Consider the following 17,909-nt stretch of genomic DNA (forward strand, 5'->3'; position numbering starts at 1 on the left):
ATGTGCTATACTGGATAAAATAAATAGGGGTGATGACATGGACGGATTAAAAGAAATGTTGCGCTCATTATTAAGGGAAGAGATTCAGGACATACGTACGGATATCAAGGATCTTAAGAGAAGCCAAGAAGAAACTCGCGTAGATATCAAGGAGCTAAAAGCCGGGCAGGATCGAATGGAGTTAAAACTCGACAATCTTGCAACGGAAATGAGAAGTGGAATGAATCAGTTGGAGCGTACAATAAAGGAGCACAGAGTCGTTATTGATCTTTTGCAAAGCGGTGAAAAGCAGGAAACACCCAAAATTAGACATAAATTTTAGAACTTTACTATTTAAATCAAAACCGTAAGAAATCACTTTTATTTTTCCATTGTATAAAAGGGAAAAGTTAAAAGCAAAAAACCTGAGGGGGATTTTTTCACCCTCAGGTTTTTCTATAAAACTTTGTCATTATTCCAATCATAAGTCCAAAATCGTTCCAGTTTAAAATGGTCCAACAATTCAGGTTGTTCATCAGCAATCTTTTTCTCTAAGTCTGCCAGCATCCAGGCAGTCTGGGAAATATGCGCTTTTAATGCTCCAAATTTTTGCTCCCAAGTATCACTGACATCATGATGAATGTCTGGAGCACCAATTTCTGTTTCATGATTTTTTGCGAAAGCAACACAATATAACTTCGGCCGGCTTTCCACTGGTATTTTACGAACAGCCCGAACAACCGCACGTCCAGTTGCTTCATGATCTGGATGAACGGAATAACCTGGATAAAATGAAATGATAAGAGATGGATTCAATTCATCAATTAATTCAGATACCATATTGGTCAGTTCGTCATCATTGATAAACTCCAATGTTTTATCCCGATAGCCCATCATTCGTAAATCAGTTACGCCAATTGCTTTTGCAGAGGCTTCAAGTTCAGCCTTCCGAATTTTCGGTAGTGATTCCCTTGTTGCAAATGGCGGATTACCTAAGTTTCTTCCCATTTCTCCAAGTGTTAAACAAGCATATGTAACAGGTGTGCCATTTTTCACATGGCTGGCCATTGTTCCTGATACACCAAAAGCTTCATCATCTGGGTGGGGAAATATAACTAATACATGACGTTCTTTTTCCATAGTCGTAGCTCCTTTCTTGTTTATTCGAATGGTGTTGTGCTAATTTCTAGGGCAACAGCCAATTTTCCATCATATCCATGTCCTGCAAGTAGCAGTCTTCCTTCTTCATCTAGCTCAAAATGGGTCAAACCTTCTGCATAAATCCAGCCAATAGGAAGCTTTAAGCCAACTCGAAAAGGGCCTTCTCCGACAATTTTTCCATGTTCATAAGTAACCTCGGCATTGCGAATATAAGCTCCTGCCGAAAAAAAGGATTCATTATTATGTGAAGCATAGGCTCCGTTAGTAGTTTCTAAATGTATATAAACTTGCTTAGATGCAAACTGATTGATCAATTGTTGGACTTTCTCAATCTGAATTTTTTCCATTAAATCATGCCTCCTTCCTATAAAATAATATACTAAAAAAAATGAGGGAATACGAAAAAAATGTTTTGAAGGGATCCAGTTGGAGCTATGCTACACGGTAAAACTGGAAAGGTAAGTGATTAATGGACAGTTGTCATACGAAGGTCATGACATCAGAAAAAATGATTGGAACGAAGAAAATAGTAATCAATAGGACTCCATGATGCCCTATAAGTCATGGAGTCCAAGAAAACAGTAGGTATAGAAGAAGGTCTTTCACTAAACTACGCTGCGTTATTCCAATTAGAGATATCCTCTTCCAACGGTAGGTTGTTAGCCCTTGCTTTTCTTGCTGCAAAAAAGAACATGATCAATAAGATAGCGGATCCTATAAAGCTGACAATCCACGATGTTGTCATTGATAGGCCGAAGCCAATTTTTGCATTAAGGATATAAGTTAAAACCATTACAAGCATGAACGTTCCAGGTACGAGCGATACCCAATAATTTTTCTTGGCAATGTATAAATACATCGCACCAACGAATAAAGCAATGACAGCTGTAGCTTGGTTGGCCCAGCTAAAATATCTCCATAAAATGTTGAAATCAATTTGTGTGAGTAAAACGGAGACAACGAACAGTGGTAAAGCAATCCATAAACGGCTAGAAAATTTCTTTTGAGCAATTTTTAAATACTCGGCAATGATCATCCTTGCACTGCGGAATGCTGTATCTCCGGATGTAATTGGAAGAACAACAACACCCAAAACAGCCAGGGTCCCACCAATGGCGCCTAACATCGAAGTAGATACTTGACTGACGACTGCACCAGGACCGCCTGCAGCAAGTACTTCATTCAAACCACCATACCCATCAAATAGACTCATAGCAGCGGCTGCCCAAATCATCGCGATAATACCTTCTGCAATCATCATTCCATAGAAAATTTTTCTCCCATGTTTCTCTTTTTGTGTTGTTCGAGAAATCATCGGTGTTTGGGTTGCATGGAATCCAGATAGTGCCCCACATGTAATCGTAAAGAAAATAAGCGGGAAGATTGGCGCATTATCAGGATGGAAGTTCTTCAGGGATAATTCTGGAATTGGAGCTCCTGTTACGACAATGCCAATTCCAACGCCAACTGCACTCAAAACTAATAAAGCACCGAAATATGGATAAAGGCGACCAATAATTTTATCAATCGGTAAAAGTGTGGCCAAAATGTAGTAAATAAAAATTGCTGCAATAATAATTCCTAATGGAATCTTTCCATTCATTAACACATGCAATAAGTCTGCTGGAGTGGATACGAATACAGTACCGACCAAAAGCAAAAGAAGTACAGCAAAGGCATTTACAATATGCTTCATACTTTTTCCCAAAAACTTGCTTGCTAGTTCAGGAAGATGAGCTCCGCGATTTCGTATCGAAATCATCCCTGTTAAATAATCATGAACGGCACCAGCAAAGATAGAACCGATCACAATCCAGACAAATGCAACAGGTCCATAAAGCGCTCCCATAATTGGACCGAAAATGGGGCCTGTCCCAGCAATATTTAACAACTGAATGAGAGAGTTCTTCGCTGTACTCATTGGTAGATAGTCGACTCCATCATTGTTAACATATGCAGGTGTAGCCCGATCTTCTTTTACACCAAACATTTTTTCTATAAACTTACCATACGTAAAATAACCTATAATTAAAAGGACAATTCCCCCGATAAATGTATACATCGTTCCTCTCTCCTTTACTTTTGTCTTGCTCCATTAGTTAGGAGCTTGCACTCTTTTTAAGAGAATTTGAATACGTTTACACACATTATAGTAAAAAGAGCCGGGGGTGGGTGCCTTTTGGATTAAGGAGTAGAAAAGCTGAATTAAGATGTATATATGTGAGATTAAGATGCAGGCAAAATGGTTAAAGTTCTAATCTGGCTCTTAATGATTTGACATAGTTTCGGCTTACAGGTAAAGACTCTTCTACCCCAGATATTTGTAATTGGTAAGCGCCGTTGAACCAAGGCGTCAAACGTAAAACATAATCAAGATTGACAAGATAGCTTTTATGGATTCGAAAGAAATGGAAGGAATGTAGGCGACTCTCTAAATCTTTTAAAGATGTTTTTGTTTCAAACTCTTTTGTTTTTGTCACGATTTTTGTTAATCTTTCGTCTCGAGACAAGTAAAGAATCTCAGCAGGTTCTAAATAACTAATTTCCCCATCACTTTCAACAGCAAGTTTTCCAGTTGGCTTCTGGTGTTCTACTGGAGCAGTGAATTTCTCCTCTATTCGCTTGACTGTTTCCGCTAATTGTTCTTCATCATAGGGCTTTAATAAATAATCCAAAGCATTATAGCGAAAAGCCTCTGCTGCAAACTGTGAATAAGCAGTCGCAAAGACAATTTCAGGAATACTCTTTAAACTTTGCAATGCTTGAGCTACTTCCATGCCGTTCATCCGCGGCATTTCAACATCTAAAAAAACAACATCTGGTTCCAGCTTCATACACTTCATAAGAGCTGTGTCGCCTGCGTCCGCTTCACCAATAATTTGAATGGAAGGATGAACTTGCAATAAATGTTTTAGTTCATCCCGACTATATAATTCATCATCAACAAGTAAGGAGCGAATTGCTTTTTTCAATTTACATTTTCCTCTTCATACGGAATAGAAAAAGTGATTTCTGTTCCTTTATTTGGTGCACTTGTAACTTTTAGTGCTGACTTGTTCCCGAAAACCATTGTCAAACGTCGATTAACATTATAAATAGCTAAGCCGCTTCCTTGGGCGGATTGGATTGGCGCAACCCCAAGTTTATCCAGTTGTTCTTTGGCCATTCCTTGCCCATTATCGATAATTTTTACCGTTATTGTATCCGTTTCCCTCTGAATCATAATGTTAATTTTACAGTCGTTGTCTTTATTCTTAAATCCATGCTTTATTGCATTTTCAACGAGTGGTTGTAAGGTAAGAGGGGGGATTTTTTGAGACAAGACATTTTTATCTATATGATAAATAACATCTAATTTATTCACAAATCTTGCTTGTTCAATGGATAAATAAGCTTTTACATGCCGTAGTTCTTCTTCTAAAACGGTCATACTTTGCGTTGTAACCGATAAATTCTGTCGCAAGTATTGTGATAATGTAACAAGCAATTTTCGTGCTTTAGCAGGATCAATGCGTACAAGGGAAACGATCGTATTTAGGGAGTTAAATAAAAAATGCGGGCTAATTTGTGCTTGTAATGCTTTAATTTCTGCTTCTTTCGCTAATTGGTACACTTGATCTGCTGCGGAAATTTCCAACTCATTGCTGATCATTGAACTTAGGCCAGAAATTAATTCTAGTACGACATTGGAAATTTCCTTCTCAGATTGGAAGTAAAATTTCAATGTTCCAATCGTCTGTCCCCGTTGCTTAAGAGGAGCAATGACAGCTGCATTGAGAGGGCAACCTTCTTCACGACAGTGTATTTTATTATGGTTGGCAACAATAATTTCACCTTTTTGAAGAACTTCTCTCGTAATTTTGGTTTGAATAGGACTATCGGTTCGATGATGATCATACCCTAAGCCGACATGAGCTAGAATTTCCTTAGAGTTCGTCATAGCCACTGCACTAGCGTGAATCTCCGTAAGAATAATTTTACACACTGCTTCAGCGGACTGGTTATTCAAGCCTTTACGTAAATAAGCCAAAGTTTTGTCTGCAATCCTTAATGTTTTCTGAGCTTGGAGAGCACCGGCTTTTTCCTCCTCATTTACAACACTTTTAATAACGAGCAGAAAGAGTGCACAACCTGTTCCATTAGCAAAAATCATCGGCAATCCAATCAATTCAACTAATGCCGATGCGTTTGAGAAAGGGCGAGAAATGAGCAAGATGATAACCATTTGAAAAGCTTCTGCTAAAGCACCAAGCAGAAAGGCTGTTGATAGTTTGACATGCTTGTCCTTGCGATGGAATAGACCCGCAAGAAGCCCTGCGATAATGGAAGAAAGACCGCAGGCAAGCCCAGTAAATCCACCTAATGTAAAACGATGAATACCAGCAATGATACCAGCACCCAATCCGACACGATATCCACCGAGGAGGCCTGCAAGTACTACACCAATAACACGAGAATTAGCAAGCGCCTCATCGGAAGCTAAATCAAATGTCCAACTGCTAAATTGTAAGCTGTTCATTTCAAGATTTAATCCTGTATAAGTTCCAATAATGCCGAAGAAGCCAAAAAAGAGGGTAGCTGTCACCAATTGCTTTTGCTGCAATTGTTCTTGATAAATCATGTCTCGAAAAAAACGTAATCTCGTTAAAACAAAAGCAATTGTTACGATGATGCCAATTCTTTCAACCATCGTGATTAATAACGTCCACATGACCTCACCTCTCTCTCTTCAAAAGAGCTGCACTATCTAAAAGAAATGCCCGGAAGAGAACATCTCTTGCCCGGGCATTTGTATTATTTTTCACCAAATTGATTGTACGCACCATGCATGACGGGACCAACATATTGATTCAATTTCCAACCATGTTTAATTGCGGCAGTAACGAAGGTTTTTGCTTCTGAAACAGCTTCTTTTACAGATTTTCCATTAGCTAGATTAGCTGTTATAGCTGCGGCAAATGTGCAGCCAGCTCCATGGTTGTACGTAGTTTCTAGTTTGTCCGATTCTAAGAGAATAAACTCTTTTCCATCGTAGAATAAATCAATGGCTTTATCGTGGGCAAGCGCCTTTCCACCTTTTACAACGACATTTTTGGCACCGAGCTCATAAATTTTTGCTGCGGCTTCTTTCATGCCATCAATCGTTTTAACGGGGCCTGTTTTGGCAAGTTGTCCAGCTTCAAAAAGGTTTGGTGTCACAACTAAAGCACGAGGTATGAGTAATTCGCGCATCGCATCTGTGTTTTCAGGCTGCAAAACTTCATCTTCGCCTTTACAAACCATGACAGGATCAATGACGATATTTTCAAGCTTATGCTCATCCATTTTACGGGCACCAAGCTCGATAATTTCTACAGAACCAAGCATTCCTGTTTTCATTGCATCGATTCCGACTGATAGAATCGTGTTAAGTTGTTTTTCTACCGTGTTTACATCGATCGGAAATACTTCATGATTCCATCCGTTATCAGGATCCATCGCGACAATCGAAGTTAAGGCGTTCATTCCATATACGCCATGTTCTTGAAATGTTTTTAAATCTGCTTGTATTCCAGCACCACCGCTTGAATCAGAACCAGCGAGTGTCAAAACTTTTTTCATTGCCATAAATATTACCTCCTAGTCTTGTGCTTTGATGTTTTATTTTAGGATATACCAATCCAAACTCGAATAAAAGATTTTTAATCGAGCAATGTCTAATTTTGCTAACTATACTATACTAAAAGAGAACTTGAAGAGTAGGTGATAGGATGGCGAAAATTTTATATATTGAAGATGATTTGGAAATTAGCAAGTGGGTCATCGATGTTTTACAAGAAAAGGGCCATGATGTAAACTGGCTTTCTTCAGGTGAAGGAGCAATAGAAAAAGCAATGAATGCTGATATCGCTATTTTAGATGTCATGCTTCCTGGACTTGATGGTTTTTCAGTGGGCAAAAGGTTAAAAATGGAAAATCCCGAACTTCCAATCCTCATGCTATCAGCGCGGACTTCAGTTGAAGATCGCCTTCAAGGATTAGAATTTGCCGATGATTACTTGACCAAACCGTTTTATCCTGAAGAATTGGTCGCAAGAATCGATGTATTGCTACGGAGATTTCAGGGCAATCGTTTAGAAAAAGTTAGAATTGGTCATTTAGATATTTTTCCGATAGAAAACAGAATTCTTGATTACGAAGAAAAGAAAGAAATCATCCTGACGGGAAAACAGTATCAAATTTTTCAGTATTTACTTCGTCACCAAAATCAAATTTTGACAAAAGAGCAATTGTACGAAGGGGTATGGGGGGAGTCGTACATAGACGGTGATAAAACACTTATGGTTCATATTCGCTATTTACGTGAGAAAATTGAAAGGGATCCAGCACAGCCAACGATTATTCAAACAATCCGTGGGTTAGGCTACCGGTTAAAAACATGAAATGGCGTAACATTTTAAACTTCCGGCACTCTCTTTTATTGCGTTATTTGATTATTATTTTTATCGCCTTATTATTTTTACCGATTATTATTCCGATGACGTCCGTAATTTGGTATTCATTTGCTGAACAGAAGGACACGATTAATGGAAATGACTTGGAAAAATTATGGCATGAAGAAGCCAACAAAATGGGGATGGCTAACCCAAATGAAATTGAAAAACAAATGGAGCAATTTCAAAACTTATACAAAGAATCTTCTGTTTTTTGGGTAGACTCAGAAGGGAAGTTAATCTATTCTTTGCCAGAACGTACGGACTTACCTACAGAATGGACTTCCGCCTATACGGTTGAATTTATGAAAAAAAGCTATGATTCAGATCCTTTTACATCTGTTGCTTTTATTGGTGAACAAAAAGACAAAGGTTTTATCGTTTTTCAAATTCCTAGGGTAGAATTAGACGCGCCTGGAATCCAATTGCTTAATCGCTATTATTACTTGTTTTATGCGAGCATGTTAGGATTGTTTCTCTTCTTTATTTTTATATCATGGTTGTTCTTTTACCGGATGAGAAAGCGGTTATTGAACCTGCAAAGAACGATGGAAAAGGAAGGCGAAGATGGGATACCGGAAAAGATCGTAACCCGCAAGAAAGATGAAATTGGCCAGCTGGAGCAGTCCTTTAATCATATGGTGCAAAGATTGGAGGAAAGCCGTAAGCAACAAACAGAGGAGGAAAATTTACGCCGCCAGTTAATCGCCAATCTTTCCCATGATTTACGGACGCCGCTTACAACATTAAGGGGACAGCTATATTCCTTGAAAAAGGAAAAGTTGACTGAGCAAGGGCAGGAATCGCTAGCACTGATTGATCATAAAATTACGTATCTTGGTCAATTAATCGATAATCTCCTATCTTACACATTATTGACGACAAAGAAATATCCGTATCACCCGCAAAAATTGGATCTCATGCGTATTGTCCGAACGATTGCAGCATCTTGGTATCCGACATTTGAAAAAGAAGGATTTATTATTGAGATTGACCTTCCTGAAAGGCTAGAATGGGTTACTGACCCAAGCTGGCTCGAGCGTGTGCTTGATAACCTATTTCAAAATATTATCCGTCATGCAAAGGATGGGCAATTTATTGGTATTACGGGGGCTGTGACAGAGCGACAATTCCAAATCATCATTAAAGATCGCGGACCTGGTTTTGGAAAAGCGTCAGACAACAAGGGAGTCGGAATCGGCATGGCCATCGTGACCCTCATGCTCCAAGAAATGAAATTGAAACTAGACATTGAAGCAAACAAAAATGGTACAGTAATCACTATTTCAGGGAAAAGGGCAGTCTCTTAAGGAGCTGCCTTTTTCTTGCTGCTAGCACCTCAGAGACAAAATCCAGGAAAAAAGTAGGGATTTGTCTCTGATCGGGTGTCTCAGAGACAAAATCCAGGGAAAAAGCAGAGATTTGTCTCCGATCGGGTGTCTCAGAGACAAAATCCAGGGAAAAAGTCAGGGATTTGTCTCTGATCGGGTGCCTCAGAGACAAAATCCAAGCAAAAAGTAGTAAATTGTCCCTGATCAAGCTTCTCAGAGACAAAATCCAAGCAAAAAGTAGTAAATTGTCTCTGATCAATCCCCTCTGAGACAAAAGCTAAGTAAAAAGAACAACTTTGTCCTCACCCGTCCTCTCAGGGACGAAATTATGAAAATAGTTCATTTTGATTTTGTCCCCCGTTGCATCCATGGAAATACATCGTGCAAAAGTGAAAAACCAATCATTCTCCTCAAGCATAAAAAGCCAAGTTAGGAATGCCTTCATTTTTAAACAAAATTTAAACTTCCACCAACCTTAGATTTAACCTTGCATCTTTAAAATTGGCTGTGAGGTGAAAGAGATGAATGAATTTGTAATTCAAACAAATAACGTAACAAAACGATTTAAAGGCCGGAAAGTTGTGAATGGCGTCAATTTAGAAATTAAAAAAGGAGAAATATATGGATTTCTTGGTCCGAATGGAGCAGGAAAAACAACGACAATCCGGATGTTGCTTGGGCTAATGAAACCAACCTATGGATCGATCCGCATTTTTAACCAAGATTTAAAAAAGAATAAAATGTCTATTTTAAAAAAGGTTGGTTCGCTTGTAGAATCTCCGTCTTACTATGGGCACTTGACTGCGAAAGAAAATTTAGAGGCGCTTCGAAAAATATTGAACGTACCGAAAACAAGAATTTCTGAAGTATTGGAGATTGTCCGGTTAACGAACGAAGCGAATCGTCCTGTGAAAGGCTTCTCGTTAGGAATGAAGCAACGGCTAGGAATTGCTGCATCATTATTAGGAAATCCAGAATTACTGATTTTGGACGAACCAACAAACGGACTAGATCCATCTGGTATTCAGGAAATGCGTGAATTGATTAAAAGCTTGCCTGAAAAATATGGGGTGACGATTATCGTCTCAAGTCATTTATTAAGTGAGATTGACCAAATGGCCACTCAGGTTGGCATCATTTCAAAAGGCTCCCTCATTTTTCAAGACTCCATTGAAGTCTTAAGACAAAGGGCAAATCCGTATATCAAAATGTCGACAGATGATAATGAGGTTGCATTTAAAACATTGCTTACGAATGGAATCCAAGTCCAACATCAAGATGGGCATCTTCTTTTAGAGCAACCTGACAAAAGAATCGTTGCGCAAGCCGTTTCCACATTAGTCCATGAAAGAATATCTGTTTATCGGGTAGAGGAACAAAAAATGTCATTGGAAGAGATTTTCCTTGAGTTGACCAAGGAGGAGGAGAGTCTATGATCCTCAAACTCTTGAAAGCTGATCTGTTAAAACTGAAGCGAAAGGGGATTTGGTTTCTCGTCTTCCTTGGTCCATTTGGAGTGATATCGCTACAAGGAGTTAATTACGGCCTTCGATATGATTGGTTAGTAAGGCCCGAATCAGATGTTTGGCATGATTTACTATTAAATATCAATATGTTACTCCCGATTTCATTAATGCTTGGGGTGGCTATTATTGCATCGATGACAGCGAATTTAGAGCATCAACAAAATTCGTGGAAACAGCTTCTTGCTTTACCAATACGAAAATCTTCAGCATTTGCGTCAAAGTTTTTATTAAACATACTTTTATTACTTGTAGCAAGTATCCTCGTTGTCATTGGAACGGTGATTCTTGGAGTATGTTTAAAATTCGGCTTTGACATGCCGATTGGAGCAATCTTAGAAAATAGCTTTTATCCATTATTAGCTGTTCTGCCACTTCTCGCCATTCAGACATGGCTCTCGATTACTATGAAAAACCAAGCAGTACCCCTTACGATCGGGATCTTAGGTTCGATTGTATCGATGTACGGGTATAAAGCTCCTGATTGGTTTCTTTGGAAATGGCCGCTTTTACTGAGTGACGTACATGAACCAATCTGGTTTGCCTGGATGGGACTAGCGATCGGGCTGTTCTTATTGAGTATGGCAGCAATGGATTTTACAAGACGGGATGTGAAGTAAAATGTTTATAAGAATTATACAATCTGAATGGTTAAAATTCAGGAAATCGAATATTTGGTTTTTACTTTTTGTCAGTCCGCTCTTGTCTACTTTTTTTGGACTAACCGCTAATATATCAGAGATGCAAGGAGTCGAGTGGCACTATCTTTTATCAATAATGGTTTTTCCTCATGGGTTATTATTTTTACCATTATTAACAGGTGTGTTTAGTGCCTTTGTAGCGCGGTATGAGCATCAGGGCGGTGGGTGGAAACAGCTTTTAGCTTTACCAGTGTCACGGGGGCAAGTGTTTCTAGCAAAAGGTACGGTCGTTATGGCCTTCCTAGCGATTACACAACTTCTGCTATTTATCGGCTGGTGTGTGGCAGGGGTAGTTCAAGGGGTTGATTCTCCAATACCATGGACGCTCGGTTTGAAAGGTGCTTTCGGCGGATTGCTAGCTTGTCTTCCACTAGTCGCCTTGCAGCTATGGGTATCAACAGCATGGGCAAGTTTTGCAGCACCGCTCGCTGTCAACGTAATTTTCACGCTTCCTAATATATTAGTAGTTAACTCAGAAAAGTACTCACCATTTTACCCATGGGTACAACCACTTTTGACGATGCTTTCGGTAGGTGATGGAAAGGGGAATGAGTTTTTCTATATCCCAATGGAAACTTTGCTTTATGTCATTCTTGGTAGTTTCGTTATTTTCCTATGTTGCGGGCTTCTCTACTTTCAGAAAAAGGCGGTTTAAGCATGAAGAAACTGTTGAGGAAGGGCCTCTTCACCGTTATAGCCCTTCTCCAGTTTTGGGTAGCCTTTCATCATGTACGATCATTTTATGAGCAAAAAAGATGAGCCAACAGGTTTGATCAATTTATAGACTCCCTGAAATAGAGGAACAAAGGCCATGATCAGGCCTTGTTCCTTTTTCTGTATTCATTTGCTCTAATTATTTATCAAATCTTCTCTTCCCATAAATAACAAATGTCAATACTAGCGACACAACCGCCCAAACTAGCAGGATGAGAACATCACTCATAATATCTCCAATCCCTTTTCCCTGACTAAGGGCCACCCAAGCTGAAGCAAAAAGTTCACTTGGAAGATAGCTAATCAACTTTAAAATCATTTCACTTTTGATCATGGACACAAACATCGAAGCCATTCCAAAAATAAACATGACAGGCATACCGATAATTGTTGTTTCCATGACAGTTCGCGAAAGCAGTCCGAGCATCGTTCCCATAGATATATAGAATACGAGATTAATCGCAATGAGCAGTGAGAATAAAGGTAAATTCGTAACATGAAAATCGCTAAAGTAAATACAACCAATAATAACGAAAATTGTCATTAGCGCAGTTAACAAGCTTTTTCCAACGAAAATTTCTGCTGTTGAAGCGGGGGAGAGAAGCAGCCCGCGCAATGTGCTTTTTTCCTTTTCCTCTGCGATCATCGCCGCTTGAACGAAGACACCTGCGACGACTAGAGCAAGCGTAATCGGCATAGATACGAGAGACGAAGAGTCGTCTGTTCCCATTCTGCCAATTAACGCAGCAAAAAGGAGTGGAATCGCCAATGTAAAGATAATATACGAGTTTTTATATAGTTCTTTCCAATCTTTTAGAAAAATCGCGTTCATGCGTTTGAATGAAAATGTCATTATAGTGCCCTCCCCGTTAATTTCACAAAAATATCACCTAGAGTTGGTTCGTTCGAATGAATCGAGAGCAGTTCTCCGTTTTTCATCCATTGATAAATTTGTTCAGCCCCAGCTTCATCTTTTTCCAACGAAACAGACTGCTTATCTTTTAAAAGTACTGTGATCGATGGATCCGCATATTGTAAACGTAAGTTTTGCGGTGTATCCAATGCTTGAACTTCTCCATTATGAAGGAAAGCGACACGATCACAGAGGTCTTCAGCTTCCGTCATATCATGTGTTGTCAAAAAGATCGTTGTCCCCTCCGCATTTAGCTTCCGCAACCCTTCATGGATATGCTTGGAATTAACAGGGTCAAGCGCTGATGTCGGTTCATCTAGAAACAATAAGTCTGGTTTATGGATTATCGCCCGAGCGAGTGTTACGCGTTGCTTCATTCCCTTAGACAATGATTTCACAACAGTATTCTTATCTTTTAATAGGTTTACTTGATCAAGAACTTCATCAATACGTTGTTCAGCGACATCGTAAAGTCGGCAAAAAAGCTGTAGGTTATCATATATAGAAAGTCTGTCATAGAGTCCACTATTATCTGTTAATATTCCAATCCGCTGCATCATCGCCGGATTTTTCTTTTTAGATAAGGTCTGACCGAATACTTTCACATCACCAGCAGTTTGTAATAATTGAGATGTTAATATTTTAATCGTTGTTGTTTTTCCTGAACCACTCGGACCTAAAAATCCAAAAGTTTCTCCTTTTTGAATATCAAAAGAAACATTTTTTAATGCTGTTTTATTTCCAAAAGACTTCACTAATTGATTCACTTCAATAATTTTTTCCAATTTAATGTCCCCCTCATCCGCCTTGCTTCGTATCTGTTCCAATCTTACGGTGAATTCAGCGGAACCGCATTAAATCAAGGGTAGAAGGAGTAAAAAGGAGGGTGAATGGTGCGTTTTTTTCGATGAATGGAGCATGGAAAATCAAATTCCAATGATGCTTTTTAACTCATCAAGCTTACCCTTTGATAACGGGATGGAACTTTTGCTTTTATCATCAAGAATTAAACTATAGCTATTTCTCGTCCACGTAATCACTTCTCTTACTTTTTGCAAATTGACAATATAAGACCTGTGGCAACGGAAAAATCCAAACGGCTGCAATCGCTTTTCAAGATCACTTAGTGTAAACGTACAAGGAAATGTTTCGCCCTTCACATTCAAATTCGAGACACCGCTATTACTTTCAATAAAATCAATTTCGGTCGGATCAAATAAAATCAATTTATCTTCGACTTTAGCTGGGATTTTATTGAAGTTCATTTGGATACTAATTTCCGCTTCGGGTTCATTAGCTTCTTCTTCGCTCAACACCGTTTCCTCTACGGGAGGGACTTCCTCTGCAATTTCCTCTTCCTCAGTCACTTCGATTTTTTTTAAGCCGTTCTCATCTAATCGAAAGACATGGGAGGTGAAAGAAATGGCATTTTCTAAATTACTCGTTGTCATGAATACTGATTTTCCACTTTCTTCAAGACTGGCAATTAATCGGTGGAGAATGATCGTACTTTCAATATCAAGGTCCTGGGTTGGTTCCTCCAATATTATTAAGTCAGGGTTATGTAAAACAGCTCTTGCAAAGTGGAGCCGCTTTTTTTCAGAGAAAGATAATTTTCCAGAACGAACACTACTTTTTTCAATTAATCCTATTTTTGCCAGTAGTTTATTCACATCTGTTTCGGCTCCGTATAATTTTTTAAAGAAAATTAAGTATTCTTTTGCGGTTAATCTTTCGTATAAAGCATCTTCCTTTAAAGAAAGACCAACCCGCTCGAAAAACTTCGAACGGTCCGAGTCCACAAAATGAACTTCCCCACTAGAAGGAGGAAGCTCTCCAAGAATGATCCGTATTAATGTGCTGCCTAATTCTGCATGGCAATAGACGGCTACTGTTTTTCCCCTCTGGAACTCCAAATCAAATGGAGGAAATAGTAAGGTGTTTTCTATTCTTTTTTCTAATTGTTTTAAAACGAGAATGCTCATATATAAACTCCTCCGGGTAGGTTGTAAATTCTTCAGATGTGGGTATTCTGCTATAATGGAAGCAAACGTTACTTGCCGAAAATGGCTGTTTTTAAAAGGGCCAATCTTTCACGCGTCTTTAATTTTGCTTCGACCACTTTAGGTGTTTTTGCAGGAACAACATCCGCTTCTAAATCTAGGTCGTTTGCAATTTTTTTCGATCGTGCTAAGTGATAATCACTCGTAATAATCGTGATGTTTCGGATAGATTCTGGCAGCATTTTTTTAGAAAACGAAATATTTTCGTATGTGGAAGTTGATTGATCTTCTATAATGAGCCGATCTTCGCTAACTCCATATTCCAGTAAATATTGTTTCATCGCTTCCGCTTCAGATATATCTTCATCAGGTCCTTGTCCTCCAGATAAAATAAATGTAACGTGGGGGTATTGTTTTGCATAATCAAGGGCTGATTCTAAACGATATTGTAATGATAAGGAAGGGACAGTTCCATTTACTTTTGCTCCAAGGATGATGGCGTACTTGTTGTCGCCATTGGCAAGAGGGGATTGTCCAGCGATCATCCAGTTTCCCGTCTTAATCCAGATCATGATTAAAATGATGACGATCGGTAAAAGCCAAGATAACTTTTTTATAATTCCCATAGAATATCACTCAATTCAAAATTGATATATAAGTAAGAATAGCGAACTCAATGGGATTAGTAAATCCATTTTTGGAGGAATCTGTAAAGTGAACACAATTATTCTTGCAGGTGGACGCTCAAGTCGAATGGGCCAAAATAAAGCATTAATGAAGTTAAACGGGGAACAGGTTATTAAACGATTAATTAAGGAGTTTGAGCCTATTTCGAAAAAAGTGATTCTTATTGCAAACGATCATTCGCCTTATACAAATCTAGGTGTTAAAGTAAAAGAAGATATTCTCGGATATCGTGGACAAGGGCCGTTAGCAGGTATGTATACTGGATTAAAAGAAGTATCTACTGGTTATTGTCTCGTTGTTGCTTGCGATATGCCATTTGCCGCACAAGAACTAGCATTAAAGATGGTAAAGATGATGACAGAATACGATTGTGATGCTGTCATTCCTGTGACAGACCAGCATACTCATCCTTTATTTTCCATTTATAATGCTCGAATTGTTGATCAGGTGAAGGCTGTATTAGAAACAGAAAGACGGTCTATGAAAGCACTGATCGAGCGATTGAATGTTAAATTTCATAAAATAGATAAAGATCTAGAAGTTGTGTGGAATATGAATACATTAGAAGATTACTTTGAAGCTGTGAAAATGGCAGAAAGGAATATGTAATATGTACTGTGAAATTACAAAAGAACCTATCCATATTGAAGACATTTATCAAAAAGTTGTTCGCCGCGAAGCAGGAGCTGTCACAACCTTTATCGGAACTGTCCGGGAATTGACTCATGGCCGAAAAACACTTTACTTAGAATATGAAGCCTATGAAACGATGGCTTTGAAAAAGTTAGAACAAATTGCTTCTGAAATGAAAGAACGCTGGCCAGAAGTACAAGTAGCGATCAGCCATAGAATTGGCCGCTTAGAAATTACCGATATTGCCGTAGCTATCGCTGTATCTTCCCCACATCGTCCTGAAGCATATGAAGCTAATCGATATGCGATTGAGAGAATTAAAGAAATTGTTCCGATTTGGAAAAAGGAGCATTGGGAAGATGGCGAAGAATGGGTTGGTAATCAACAGGGAACGAAGGAGTACAAGACTGGTGAACCAGAGGAGGTAGATTTGCATGAATAAAGTGCTTTTATTTGCTCATTTAAAAGAAAAGGCTGGAAAACCTGAATTTGAAATGGAAGCTAGTGGAAAATCTGTCAGTGAATTGCGCCAAACATTACAGGAAACATTTGGTAATTTAGATGGGGTTATGGTTGCCATAAATGAGGAATTTGTTACAGATGATATGATTATTCAAGATGGCGATGCAATTGCCTTAATACCACCTGTTAGCGGAGGCTAATTAGAGCGGGAATACATAATGGAATATAGAATTCATTTTAGTAGTTTTAAAAAACATCTGTAAGGACGATTAGCGATGAACGAAAGATATTCTAGACAAATTTTATTCAAGCCAATTAGTCATGTTGGACAAGAAAAAATTAGTAAAAAGCATGCACTCATTCTAGGAGTTGGAGCACTAGGTACTCATACAGCTGAAATGTTAGTTCGAGCGGGAATAGGGAAGTTAACACTTATTGACCGTGATTATGTGGAAGCAAGTAATTTGCAAAGACAAAATTTGTTTACAGAAAAGGACGCAGCTGAAAAGTTGCCTAAAGCTGCCGCTGCCAAGGAAAGACTTCACGCTGTCAATAGCGATGTGGATATAGTGGCCATTGTCGGTCATGCAGATGCTGTTATGCTAGAAAACATAGCGCCTAATCTGGATTTATTAATTGATGGGACCGATAATTTCGACACTCGCTTTTTGTTGAATGATATTGCCCAGAAATATAGAATCCCGTATTTATTCGGTTCTTGCCTTGGGAGTTTTGGCATGAGCTTTACTATTATTCCCGGTACTACACCTTGTTTGCAATGCTTGTTGAAAAGGCTTCCCCTTCAAGGGCAAACATGTGATACTGCGGGAATTATTGCTCCAACTGTGCAAATGGTCACCGCCCATCAAGGAGCTGAGGCATTAAAAATTTTATCAGGAAATATTGAAGCGGTTCGCAAAACCTATGTTTCTTTTGATCTTTGGGAAAATGACTATTTATCGTTAAAGACGAATGCTTTAAAAGACGAAGCATGTCCATCATGTGGAAGTGCCCCTACTTTTCCTTTCTTAGAAAGGGATGCAGGTCTTAAGGTTGCTGTTTTATGTGGCAGGGATACTGTTCAGATCAGACCTGCTAATCATGAAAGTCTGTCTTTAGAACAATTAGCTGATCAATGGCGGTCAGCGGGATACGAAGTTGGAGCTAATCCGTTTCTAGTTTCAGTTCAGAAGGATGGATTAAGGGCAGTGTTTTTCAAAGATGGTCGTGCACTCATACACGGAATGAAGGATCCAGATCAAGCTAGAAAAATATATTACTCGCTTGTTGGATAATTGAAATCTCTTTTGTTTCAATTTATTAACATAA

General features: G+C 38.8%; 20 protein-coding genes. 10 read left to right on the forward strand and 10 right to left on the reverse strand.

The window, feature by feature from the left end; translation table 11 throughout:
* The first annotated feature begins 37 nt into the window (after positions 1–37).
* Positions 38–322, forward strand: coding sequence for a hypothetical protein (locus BN1243_RS15645; protein ID WP_062108317.1), 285 nt, complete (start codon positions 38–40; stop codon positions 320–322).
* Between the two features lie 113 nt (positions 323–435).
* On the opposite strand, the gene bshB2 is transcribed toward BN1243_RS15645, so the two are convergent.
* The 6 genes from bshB2 to pdxK form a co-directional block, all read right to left on the reverse strand.
* Complete coding sequence (gene bshB2 / locus BN1243_RS15650; RefSeq protein WP_062108320.1) at positions 436–1,119, reverse strand: bacillithiol biosynthesis deacetylase BshB2; 684 nt, start codon at positions 1,117–1,119, stop codon at positions 436–438.
* A gap of 20 nt (positions 1,120–1,139) precedes the next feature.
* Entirely contained in the window at positions 1,140–1,487 is a 348-nt protein-coding gene (locus tag BN1243_RS15655) for a YojF family protein (protein ID WP_062108322.1), read from the reverse strand.
* A 263-nt stretch (positions 1,488–1,750) separates the two neighbouring features.
* A complete protein-coding gene (locus BN1243_RS15660) occupies positions 1,751–3,202 on the reverse strand; it encodes a carbon starvation CstA family protein (protein ID WP_062108324.1) in 1,452 nt (483 codons plus the stop codon).
* 184 nt (positions 3,203–3,386) lie between these two features.
* Positions 3,387–4,112: a LytR/AlgR family response regulator transcription factor gene (locus BN1243_RS15665; protein WP_062108327.1), complete on the reverse strand. Its 726-nt coding sequence runs from the start codon at positions 4,110–4,112 to the stop codon at positions 3,387–3,389.
* Positions 4,109–5,851, reverse strand: coding sequence for a sensor histidine kinase (locus BN1243_RS15670; protein WP_062108329.1), 1,743 nt, complete (start codon positions 5,849–5,851; stop codon positions 4,109–4,111). Before BN1243_RS15670 ends, BN1243_RS15665 begins: the two co-directional genes overlap by 4 nt.
* 83 nt (positions 5,852–5,934) lie before the next feature.
* Positions 5,935–6,747, reverse strand: a complete 813-nt coding sequence (gene pdxK, locus BN1243_RS15675; protein WP_062108332.1) for a pyridoxine/pyridoxal/pyridoxamine kinase — start codon at positions 6,745–6,747, stop codon at positions 5,935–5,937.
* A gap of 143 nt (positions 6,748–6,890) precedes the next feature.
* Here pdxK and BN1243_RS15680 point away from each other — a divergent pair, with 143 nt between their 5' ends.
* The 5 genes from BN1243_RS15680 to BN1243_RS15700 all read left to right on the forward strand — a co-directional run bounded on the left by BN1243_RS15680 (position 6,891) and on the right by BN1243_RS15700 (position 11,823).
* Positions 6,891–7,562 (forward strand): response regulator transcription factor, encoded by a 672-nt coding sequence (locus BN1243_RS15680; protein WP_062108334.1) that lies wholly within the window; start codon positions 6,891–6,893, stop codon positions 7,560–7,562.
* Positions 7,559–8,923, forward strand: a complete 1,365-nt coding sequence (locus BN1243_RS15685) for a sensor histidine kinase (protein ID WP_062108336.1) — start codon at positions 7,559–7,561, stop codon at positions 8,921–8,923. Before BN1243_RS15680 ends, BN1243_RS15685 begins: the two co-directional genes overlap by 4 nt.
* 542 nt (positions 8,924–9,465) lie before the next feature.
* Positions 9,466–10,380, forward strand: coding sequence for an ABC transporter ATP-binding protein (locus BN1243_RS15690; protein ID WP_062108338.1), 915 nt, complete (start codon positions 9,466–9,468; stop codon positions 10,378–10,380).
* Positions 10,377–11,087 carry an ABC transporter permease gene (locus BN1243_RS15695; RefSeq protein WP_062108340.1) on the forward strand — a complete coding sequence of 237 codons (711 nt, stop codon included), beginning with the start codon at positions 10,377–10,379 and terminating at the stop codon, positions 11,085–11,087. The genes BN1243_RS15690 and BN1243_RS15695 overlap by 4 nt, the downstream gene beginning before the upstream one ends.
* 1 nt (position 11,088) lies before the next feature.
* On the forward strand, positions 11,089–11,823 hold the full coding sequence (locus BN1243_RS15700) for an ABC transporter permease (RefSeq protein WP_062108341.1): 735 nt from the start codon (positions 11,089–11,091) through the stop codon (positions 11,821–11,823).
* A gap of 198 nt (positions 11,824–12,021) precedes the next feature.
* Here BN1243_RS15700 and BN1243_RS15705 read toward each other — a convergent pair whose 3' ends face one another.
* From BN1243_RS15705 to BN1243_RS15720, 4 genes are all read right to left on the reverse strand, one after another.
* Positions 12,022–12,735: an ABC transporter permease gene (locus BN1243_RS15705; RefSeq protein WP_062108343.1), complete on the reverse strand. Its 714-nt coding sequence runs from the start codon at positions 12,733–12,735 to the stop codon at positions 12,022–12,024.
* On the reverse strand, positions 12,735–13,580 hold the full coding sequence (locus tag BN1243_RS15710; protein WP_062108349.1) for an ABC transporter ATP-binding protein: 846 nt from the start codon (positions 13,578–13,580) through the stop codon (positions 12,735–12,737). Before BN1243_RS15710 ends, BN1243_RS15705 begins: the two co-directional genes overlap by 1 nt.
* A gap of 141 nt (positions 13,581–13,721) precedes the next feature.
* A complete protein-coding gene (locus BN1243_RS15715) occupies positions 13,722–14,780 on the reverse strand; it encodes a LytTR family transcriptional regulator DNA-binding domain-containing protein (protein WP_062108350.1) in 1,059 nt (352 codons plus the stop codon).
* A gap of 68 nt (positions 14,781–14,848) precedes the next feature.
* The gene (locus BN1243_RS15720) at positions 14,849–15,424 is read right to left on the reverse strand and encodes a YdcF family protein (protein WP_069201792.1); all 576 of its coding nucleotides are present in this window, start codon (positions 15,422–15,424) and stop codon (positions 14,849–14,851) included.
* Positions 15,425–15,512: 88 nt separating this feature from the next.
* Between BN1243_RS15720 and mobA the strand changes: the two genes are divergently transcribed.
* The 4 genes from mobA to BN1243_RS15740 all read left to right on the forward strand — a co-directional run bounded on the left by mobA (position 15,513) and on the right by BN1243_RS15740 (position 17,875).
* Positions 15,513–16,094 (forward strand): molybdenum cofactor guanylyltransferase, encoded by a 582-nt coding sequence (gene mobA / locus BN1243_RS15725; RefSeq protein ID WP_062108351.1) that lies wholly within the window; start codon positions 15,513–15,515, stop codon positions 16,092–16,094.
* Position 16,095: 1 nt separating this feature from the next.
* A complete protein-coding gene (locus BN1243_RS15730; protein WP_062108352.1) occupies positions 16,096–16,560 on the forward strand; it encodes a molybdenum cofactor biosynthesis protein MoaE in 465 nt (154 codons plus the stop codon).
* Positions 16,553–16,780: a molybdopterin converting factor subunit 1 gene (gene moaD, locus BN1243_RS15735; RefSeq protein WP_062108353.1), complete on the forward strand. Its 228-nt coding sequence runs from the start codon at positions 16,553–16,555 to the stop codon at positions 16,778–16,780. The genes BN1243_RS15730 and moaD overlap by 8 nt, the downstream gene beginning before the upstream one ends.
* A 75-nt stretch (positions 16,781–16,855) precedes the next feature.
* Positions 16,856–17,875 (forward strand): ThiF family adenylyltransferase, encoded by a 1,020-nt coding sequence (locus BN1243_RS15740; RefSeq protein WP_062108355.1) that lies wholly within the window; start codon positions 16,856–16,858, stop codon positions 17,873–17,875.
* The last annotated feature ends 34 nt before the right edge of the window (positions 17,876–17,909 follow it).

Source organism: Bacillus niameyensis, assembly GCF_001375535.1.
Lineage (GTDB): Bacteria > Bacillota > Bacilli > Bacillales > Bacillaceae_C > Lederbergia > Lederbergia niameyensis.